Raw genomic sequence first — 1586 nt, 5'->3', positions numbered from 1 at the left:
ACGACTCTTAATGAGTTTAGTCAAGCCGTCTGAGCCTCTCGGGCCGCCTTCTCGCGGGGGTTGTACTCCCTCTCATAGAGCCGGCCATCTCGGAGCATGGCCCACAGGATGGAGACTCGTTGGCGGGCGACAGCGATGACAGCCTTCTTGTGACGACCCCTGTCGTGCGTGTAGCCCTGGTACTTGCGGAGGTACATCTCCTTCTCCCACGTCTCCGCGGTCAGGCACGCGGACTGACTGGACAAGAAGAAGGCCCGTTGCAGGGGCCGGCTGTACTGGGTAGGACGCTGGCGGTTCCCCGTGTTCGATCCGGAGTCTCTGGAGACGGGGGCCATTCCTGAAGCGACAGCAAGTCGTCCAGCACTCGGGAACCTGGAAATATCACCGATCGCTGCGAGAAGTTCAGCCGCAAGGAGCTCACCGAAACCGGGCATGGAAAGGACAATGGGCGCCTGGGGATGCTGGGAGAGAATTTCCTTGATCTTGGCTTCCAGTTCCTTCAGGCGGACGTTCATCTGCGTGATTTTCTGGGCGAGTTCGGCTACCAGCTCGGCCGCCAGGTCCTCTCCGCTGGTAGCCGACTCCTGTGCCTTGGCGGCCGTCACCGCTTTCTCTGCGACGGTTGCCGCTTTCCTCACGCCGCGCTTGGCCAGCCAGGCTGTGAGCCTGCTCTCGCCCATCCGCCGAATGGCTGCTGGCGTCTGGTATCCGGACAGCAAGACCAGCGGGCCGTCGGATCGAGCGAAATCGAAGGATCGCTCCAGCTCCGGGAAGATGCTGGTGAGCAGGGCCCGCATGCGGTTAATGGTCCGGGTGCGTTCGGCCGAGAGGCTGTTGCGGTGGGCGAGAATCAGAGTGAGTTCCTTGGTGATCTTCGGAGGCACTGGCACAGGGACTGTCTGTCGCCGGAGACAGCGGGCGAACTCAGCAATGACGTAGGAGTCCTTCAAGTCGGACTTGCCCTGGCCGCTGAAGCTCTTCTTGAACGCTGCGAACTTTGAGCCGGTGACGTACCGGGGACTTTGACCGTGGTTGGCCAGCGTCCCCAGCAGCAAGGCTGCTGGCCCGTCAACGAGGTCAAGAGCCCAGGTCACGTGGTCCGCTGTGTCCATAACCTCACCGGTCAGGATGTCGGGCTCGGAGTTGATCACCTTGCGGTTCCACAGTGGGTCGCCATCGGCATCGACAACGGTGATCCAGTGGTGGCTTCCTACGTCGATCCCGGCCCATACCTGTGGCGGCCGTTGCGTCATCTCGCCTCTCCAGATCGAACACGAACAGGATGTACCAGGCCACCCCTGAAGCAAGTCCGTACGAGCGATCGAGGTCGCAGCTCTTAATCAGTTATGGCGGGTGACCAGAAAGCTGGTCGACGGAGTCGTTCGGAGCCCCTGATGGGCAGGCTAGTGAGAGTCGCATCCAGCCTTCCTGGCTATAGATGCAACGATCATCAGACAGTCGGGACACCCGCCAGCAAGTCCGTACGAGCGATCGAGTCGCCACTCTTAATCAGCAGTTGCGGGGCGTCCCGGAAGGCTGGTCGACGGAGTCGTGGAGAGCCCTTTGATGGGCAGGCTGCTACGAGT

The 1586-nt window shown here is 61.5% G+C and carries 1 protein-coding gene; it reads right to left on the bottom strand.

Annotated features, from left to right (window positions below; translation table 11 throughout):
• Positions 1-20: 20 nt before the first annotated feature.
• Positions 21-1253: an IS110 family transposase gene (locus tag ABZ070_RS37255; RefSeq protein ID WP_356640630.1), complete on the bottom strand. Its 1233-nt coding sequence runs from the start codon at positions 1251-1253 to the stop codon at positions 21-23.
• Positions 1254-1586: the final 333 nt, after the last annotated feature.

The sequence above is a fragment of the Streptomyces sp. NPDC006283 genome (assembly GCF_040613325.1).
Classification (GTDB): Bacteria; Actinomycetota; Actinomycetes; order Streptomycetales; family Streptomycetaceae; genus Streptomyces.
Note: the sequence above shows the minus strand (reverse complement) of the source record. Positions and strands in the feature narration are given on the sequence as shown.

What these genes read in the sequence shown, in the direction of transcription:
- ABZ070_RS37255 (WP_356640630.1), bottom strand. Translation starts at nt 1,253, where the DNA reads ATGACGCAACGGCCGCCACAGGTATGGGCCGGGATCGACGTAGGAAGC.